This window comes from Streptomyces sp. NPDC058086, from assembly GCF_042885015.1.
Classification (GTDB): Bacteria; Actinomycetota; Actinomycetes; order Streptomycetales; family Streptomycetaceae; genus Streptomyces.
In genome coordinates this window covers 1-6,395 of record NZ_JBHVST010000219.1, presented here as the reverse complement: position 1 = coordinate 6,395, position 6,395 = coordinate 1, and the positions used below count along the sequence as shown (strand labels likewise).

Genomic DNA, 6,395 nt, shown 5'->3' with positions numbered 1-6,395 from the left:
GCTCGCGCGGACATAGGCGATCCGGTGGCCGAACTGGATCTCGTAGTACTCCTCGCGCCCCGTCACCACCAGGCTCGGTGTGTCGCTGAAGGTCGACCTGTCGATGTAGGAACCGACGGGCCGGGACTGCGCCACGTACCGCTGGCCCGCGAGGAGGGTGTACGGGAGCGGGGACTGGGACTGCTGCTCCACTCCCTCCGGGTAGGCCTCCTCCTCCGGGAGGGCACGTCCGAACACCGGGATCTCGCTCAAGCCCTCCTTCGGCGTCACGAACCGGCCGCTCGCGCCGACGGCCGTCGGACGGTTCTTCGGGTTCTTGAACCACGCTTTGTGGCCCAGATACCAGATCGCCGTCCAGTCGCCACTGCGTCCTGCGACCGCGTAGGTCTGGCCGGCGGAGACCCGCGACCCCAGGTCGTTGACGTCCTCCGTGGAGTCCTCGCCGTTGGGGCGCCGGCCCGGGTCCTGGATCAGTGGCGCGTGCTCGTCCGGCTCGGTGTGCAGGCGGACGGCGCTGGAGCCGTGCGGCGCGCACTTCGCTCCGCTCTTGGTGCATCCCGTGAACAGCGGCTTGTGGGTGGCGAAGTCCGGCAGCACGGTCACCAGGTCGCTGTCGGGCCCGGCCGTGGCACGCAGGGGTGCGCCGAGGAGGTCGAAGTAGTGCCGCCAGTCCCAGAAGGGGCCGGGGTCGTCGTGCATGTCGGGGATGCTGGAGGCGGTCGGTGACGCCACGTTGTCATGTCCGAAGATGTGCTGCCGGTCGAGCGGGATGTCGTACTTCTTCGCCAGGTAACGCACCAGTTTGGCCGAGGTCTGGTACATCTGCTCCGTGTACCAGGAGTCGGGCTGCCTGAGGAATCCCTCGTGCTCGATGCCGATCGAACGTGCGTTCACGAACTGGTTCCCGGAGTGCCAGGCCACGTCCTTGGTCCTGACGTGCTGGGTGACATGGCCGTCCTTGGAGCGGATCGAGTAGTGCCAGGACGCCTCCGTCGGATCCTGCACGGTCTGACGCATGGACGGCAGGTCCGCCTCCGTGTCGTGGATGACGATGTACTCGATCTTCTGGTCCCTGGGCCGGTCGGCCAGGTCGTGGTTGCCGTAGTCGCCGTTGTCGTCGTATTCGACGTACGGCGCGGCGAGCCAGTCGCAGGTCAGCGCCGCGGGGCACTCGACCTCCTTGGGCCGCCGTGCGGCCTCGGGGTGCGGGGCGCGGGGGCGCACGTTCGGGCTGGCGGGAAGGGTGATCCGCTGTCCGGAGTCGGTGGTGCGGTGCGCGCCCTGGCGGATCAACGCGAAGACGTTGTTCGCGTACTCCGCCGCCGACGCGGTGTCGCCCGTCCCCGGGAAGCGTGCCACCGCCTCCCACCAGTCCGCCGGGTTGGTGCTGAGCGGCTTGCCGAGTTGTCGTTGTGTCTCCGCGAGGAGCGCCGCACCTCCGCGTACGTTGGCCTCGGCATCGGTCCGCAGCCGCGCCACCGGGGCTCCGATCAGGCCGGCGGCCCGGCGCAGGTCCGCGGGCTGCGCGGAGCGTCCGCCCGGGGAGGCCGCCCCGGGTGAGGCCGAGGGGCCTGCCGCGGCGGCGGGAGGCTGGGCACCTCCGCGATGCGCCTGCGACGGAGCCGGTGTCGGGGACTTGTCCTTGGCCCTGACCTGACGGGCGTCCACCAGATGCATCGGCCCATAACCGCCGACGACACTCGGGGTGCCCGGCCGGGCGTCCCATCTCGACTGCAGATACGAGACACCCAGGAGCACACTGCGCGGCACGTGATACTCGTCCGCGGCGTCCGTGAAGACGTTCTGAAGATGCCGGTCGGCCGACGTCCCGCCGGCGCACGCCGCCGGGCCGGCCAACAGCGGCATCAGGAGCGCCGCGGAGGCGGTCATGCGGACTGTACGGCGGTGCTCACGCGGGGAGTTGGGGACACGGGGGGCGACACGTTTTCTCATCGCAAGGGTCTCCAATCATGCTCGTCGCAATCAGGACAAAGGAGTTGCCCTCTGCATCACCCCCCGTACGTTTCCGTGCCCGACACGCCCCGTCGCGCCAAGCGTCACTGGTGTGGCCCAGCCACCCGGCAGAGGCCACCCGGTCGGCGGCAGAACGTCCGCCCCGGCGAGGAGTCGGCGCGAGCCCGCCGTACCGCGCGGGAGTCCCGTCCTACGGGGCGCGCGGGAGCCCCGTCGTACGGGGCGCGCAGAAGCTCCGTCGTACGGGGGAGGTGACGGCTCAGTCCTGGACCGGGTCCACCTGCCAGTCGGGGTGTCCCGGCATGGGCGGGGTGCGGTCCCCGTACAGCCACGGCGTCAGGAACGGCTTCAGGTCCTCGCCCGCGACCTCGGACGCGAGCGCGACGAAGTCCTGGGTATCGGCGGCCCGGCCCTGGTACTTCGTCACCCAGGACCGCTCGATCCTGTCGAACGTCTTCTCGCCGACCTTTTCCCGGAGGGCGTAGAGCACGAGCGCAGCGCCGTCGTACCGCACCTGCTTGAACAGGGCCGCCTCGGTGCGGGGTTCGGCGGGCGCCCCGTTGTCGTGACGCCACTGGTCGTGCTGCTCGTACGCCGCCCGCATCGCGGACTCGACGCTGTCGCCGCCGTGCGCCTCGGAGTAGAGACGCTCGTAGAAGCGGGCGTGCCCCTCGCTCAGCCACAGGTCGGACCAACGCCGGATGGCCACGCTGTCGCCGGTCCACTGATGGGTCAGCTCGTGCACGAGGTCGCGCTCGGCATCGACCCGGTCACCCTGCAGGTCGCCCTTCGGTACTAGGGACAGCGACTGTGTCTCCAGCGCCACCGGCAGGTCCGTGTCCCCCACCAGCACGCCGTAACGGCGAAAGGGGTACGGGCCGAGCCGCTCTTCCAGCCAGGCCAGGTGCTCGGGCGTGAGCGAGCGATAGGCCTTGGTCCCGGTGACCAGGTCACCGGGGACCACGTCCCGGACGGGCAGCCCGTGCGGACCGGTGTTCTCGACGAACGTGAACTTCCCGATCGCCACCTGCACCAGCTGCGCCGCGACCGGCTGCTCGGAGTCGTACGTCCACCGGACCCGTCCGTCGGGCTGCGGGGCGCGCTCGACGAGCCGCCCGTTGGCCACCGCGCTGACACCCGGTGGAGTGGTGATGAGGAAGGTGACCGGCGCCCGCAGGCTCGGATGGTCGTTCGCAGGGAAGATCATCTTGGCCCCGTCGGGCTGCGGATAGAGCACGGTGCCGTCGGGCGTGGGCACCCAGCCGTAGTCCCCGATCGCGTCGCCGCGGTGCCTTCGCTGTGTCGGGTCGGCGGTGTAGGAGACCCGCACGGTGAACGCGCCGCCCTGGGGGATCGGCTTCGCGGGGGTGACGACGAGCTCGTCACCGTCGCGCACGGTCCTCGCCGGTACGTCGTCCACGGTGACCGAGTGCAGCGTGTTGCCCGCGAAGTCGAGGTCGAAGCGGGACAGGGCCTGCGTGGCGCTCGCGCTGATGGTCGTACTGGCGTCGAAGCGCGTCCTGGGCGCCCGCCAGTCGAAGGCGAGCGTGTAGCGGCGGACCGTGTACCCCCCGTTGCCGTCGAGCGGCAGCAGCGGGTCGCCGATACCAGGGGCGCCGGGGGAGGGGGCCGCGCCGGGTGATCCGGCGGAGCGGGTGGCGGTGGCGAGGGTGCCTGGGTGGGCGGGGGAGGGGTGGTCTCCGTGGGGGAGGGCGCCGACGAGGACGACGGCACCGCCGATCCCGATGGCGCCGGTGAGGGCGAGGAGGAGGGCAGTACGGCGGGTATGGCGGGTATGGCGGGTACGGAGGCCTGGGAGGCCTGGGAGACCACGGAGACCACGGAGACCACGAAGACCACGGAGGCCACGGAGGCGGCGCAGGCCACGGAACTGATTCGGCTGCCGGTGGTCGTGGATCTCCATGGCCGCACTATGTCAGCAGGATCCACCTATAACCGGCCATTTCCTTGCATATCTCTGTCGGCCGGTCACCCCGCGCGGGTCCGCTCGAGCGGCGGACGGGTGTGCGAGTCGCGGAGTGGATGCGGATCGGACCGAAGCGGGGATCACTCCCCATTTACGTGCTAGCGTCGGGGCTGGAAACGGGGATCGGTCCCCGTTAGTGGGGAGGGCGGACGTGGCGGATACGGCGCTGGTGTTGGGCGGGGGCGGCCTGACCGCGTACGCATGGCAGGTCGGCATGCTGGCGGGACTGGCCGACGCCGGGCTGGACCTCGGCGGTGCCGACGTGCTCGCCGGCACGTCGGCCGGCTCACTGCTCGCCGTGGAACTGGCCGCAGGGGCGGCGCCCGCCGACTTGTACGAGGTACAGGTCGCCCGGAAGCGAGCCATGATGGAGGTGGACTTCACCTTCGTCATGACGGTCAAGTACCTGTGGGCCGCGCTCGGTTCGCGCGATCCGGCGACCGTGGTCAAGCGGCTGGGCCGGCTCTCCCTGAACGTGCGCGACGTGACGGAGGCCGACGTCTTCGACGCGATCCGCCCCCAACTGCCGGTTCGGGAATGGCCGGAGCGGCCCGTGCGGCTGTTCGCGGTGGACGCGCTCACCGGCGAGCCGGCCGGCTTCGGCGCCGACAGCGGGGTCGACCTGGTGACGGCGATGTCGGCCACGTGCGCACTGCCGCCACTGTTCCCGCCGATCACGATCGGGGCAGGCCGCTGGATGGACGGGGGCGTACGCTCCACGACCAACGCCGACTTGGCACACGACTGCCGACGGGTTGTGGTCCTGGCCCCGATCCCCGACGTGCCGGGTGCGACCCCGAGCGCCTTCGACCAGGTGGCCTCTCTGGAGGCGGGCGGCACCCGGGCCGCCCTGCTGGTCCCGGACCGTGCGGCCCGCCGTGCGTTCGGCCGCAACGCCCTGGACGCGTCCCGCATTCCGGGCGCGGCCCAGGCAGGGCTACGCCAGGCGGCCGAGTACGTCGAAGAGGTCCGAGCCATCTGGCACGGCTGAGCCTCCACCGAGTTGGATCTACCGAGTTGGATCTACCGAGTTCGATCTTGAGTCCGTCGCTGGGCTCACGGTCCTCCTGCCCGACCGCCTCGGCGTCACCTTCGCCACAACGCGGAGCCGGACTGAATGCCGCACCCGTCGAACTCGCCGCGTCCATAACCGAGTTACGTCCTCGGACCTCCGCCGCACTTCCCCGCAGCTCGGCTGTCCCTCCGGTCGCCGTCTCCGTTCGCTGCACAGGCGCCCCGGGCATAGGCTGGTCATACCGAATGCGGCCATGCGGCCGCCGACGAGACCACTTTGTCGCCGATGGCTGTCTGGCCACGGCATGAGTCGGCGGTGCGGCTCGCTTCCGTGGCGGCCGTACTCCACGCCGACATTCCGCAGCAGGCCTTCTCGCCGCTGCTGTTTCCTTTGCGGCCAGGGAGTTTGCTGTTTTCTGTGCGACCAGGGAGTCGCAATGAAGAACCCCACTCTGCTGCGTCGTCGCGCCGCGACCATCGTCGCAGCGGCGCTGTTGACCGGTGGCACGGTACTGGCGACGGGCGCCTCCGCGACCGTCTCCAACGTCAGCCCCTCCGATCAGCAGGCCATCGTCTCCGAGACCAACAGCGTGCGCCAACAGGCTGGCCAGTCGTCTTTGACCTGGGACGACTCGCTCGCCAAGGCAGCCCAGGACTGGGCCGACGACCCGGCATCCACTGCGGGCGGCACGCTGCACCACGGCCCGATAAGCAACGCCGCCGAAAACATTTCGTCCTCTCCGGCGGCCTCGGCCACAGGCCGATGGGCAAGCGAGAAGGCCGCCTACGAGGCCGACCCCAACCATGACACCAACAGCCCCGGCTACCAGAAATGGGGTCATTACTACAACATGATCAACGAGCGGTACGGGAAGATCGGCTGCGGCACCAAGAGCGGCGTTCCCACCGGGTCGATCACGGTGTGCCAGTACGCGCCCTGACTCCGGCGGCATCGTGCAGACAGGTCGGGCCGGGGCGGCACCGGATGGCGCTGACCCTGTACCGGGACATTCACGTGCGGTCGGAAAGGACCACTCAGCCACCAACATGCGCACGCGCGTCTGGTGAGCAACCTCGGCGCGCTCGGGCGTTGCGAGGAAGCCGATGAAGTCGGCGGCGGAGTACCGACGTACGGATCGCCGACGCCCCCAAGGAGGGCGCGGGGCCCTTGCGTATCGTCCTCGGGGAGTCTGAGCGCGTCTCTTCGTAGCAGCCCCGGGCCCTGGGGTTGTGCGAGGAGTCAACTGGCAGTCGCTCGCGCCTAGGTCCTGTCGTCAAATTCCCGTCGTCCGCCCGGAGGGCGGGCCTCGCGGCGTCATGGGGGTCCCTCCTGCTCGAGCGGAGTCGAGAGCTTGGGGGAGCGTGCTCTCGGCGTGCCGGGCACAGGCCCACGTACTGGACGTACTTGGGTCTGTGCCCG

The 6,395-nt window shown here is 70.3% G+C and carries 4 protein-coding genes; 2 read left to right on the top strand and 2 right to left on the bottom strand.

From position 1 onward, the window contains the following. Both ACFVWD_RS56920 and ACFVWD_RS56915 read right to left on the bottom strand, forming a co-directional pair. The coding region (locus ACFVWD_RS56920) for an N-acetylmuramoyl-L-alanine amidase (protein WP_389606956.1) at window positions 1-1,890 on the bottom strand (1,890 nt) is incomplete at its 3' end. 343 nt (window positions 1,891-2,233) lie between these two features. After that, a complete protein-coding gene (locus ACFVWD_RS56915) occupies window positions 2,234-3,898 on the bottom strand; it encodes a M1 family metallopeptidase (protein WP_389606954.1) in 1,665 nt (554 codons plus the stop codon). A 214-nt stretch (window positions 3,899-4,112) separates the two neighbouring features. Between ACFVWD_RS56915 and ACFVWD_RS56910 the strand changes: the two genes are divergently transcribed. Both ACFVWD_RS56910 and ACFVWD_RS56905 read left to right on the top strand, forming a co-directional pair. Further along, window positions 4,113-4,952, top strand: coding sequence for a patatin-like phospholipase family protein (locus tag ACFVWD_RS56910; RefSeq protein WP_389606953.1), 840 nt, complete (start codon window positions 4,113-4,115; stop codon window positions 4,950-4,952). A gap of 460 nt (window positions 4,953-5,412) precedes the next feature. Continuing rightward, entirely contained in the window at window positions 5,413-5,916 is a 504-nt protein-coding gene (locus tag ACFVWD_RS56905) for a CAP domain-containing protein (RefSeq protein ID WP_389606951.1), read from the top strand. Window positions 5,917-6,395 lie beyond the last annotated feature (479 nt).